The 434-nt window shown below is 33.9% G+C and carries 1 pseudogene; it reads left to right on the forward strand.

The window, feature by feature from the left end:
• A pseudogene (locus DW114_RS21410) lies at nt 1–434 on the forward strand (ferrous iron transporter B); the annotation flags it as partial.

The following is a 434-nucleotide window of genomic DNA, read 5'->3' on the forward strand; positions in this document are numbered from 1 at the left end:
AGAATGTAAGTGATGCGGTGATAAAGGCCGCAGCATATGGAAAAACAGCTTCTCATCATACATTTTCTGATGTTGTAGAACACGCTTTGGCACAGATTAAAGAAGTGGCATTATACGATATGCCAGAGGAAAAACAACGCTGGTATGCATTGAAACTGTTTGAACGTGATGAAAAGATACTTTCATTATTAAAATTAAATGCTTCTATCAAAGCACATATTGAAAAAGATATACAAAATGCAGAAAAAGAGCTGGATGATGATGCCGAATCTATTATCACAAACGAACGATATCTCTATATATCATCCATTATTCAAAACTGTTATAAAAAGAAAACCAGAGGAAAACTTACGACCTCTGACAAAATAGACAAAATTGTGACCAATCGATTCTTAGCTTTACCAATCTTTGTGATTGTGATGTTTTGTGTTTAC

The sequence above is a fragment of the Absiella sp. AM09-50 genome, assembly GCF_003433845.1.
GTDB classification, from domain to species: domain Bacteria; phylum Bacillota_I; class Bacilli_A; order Erysipelotrichales; family Erysipelotrichaceae; genus Hoskinsella; species Hoskinsella hominis.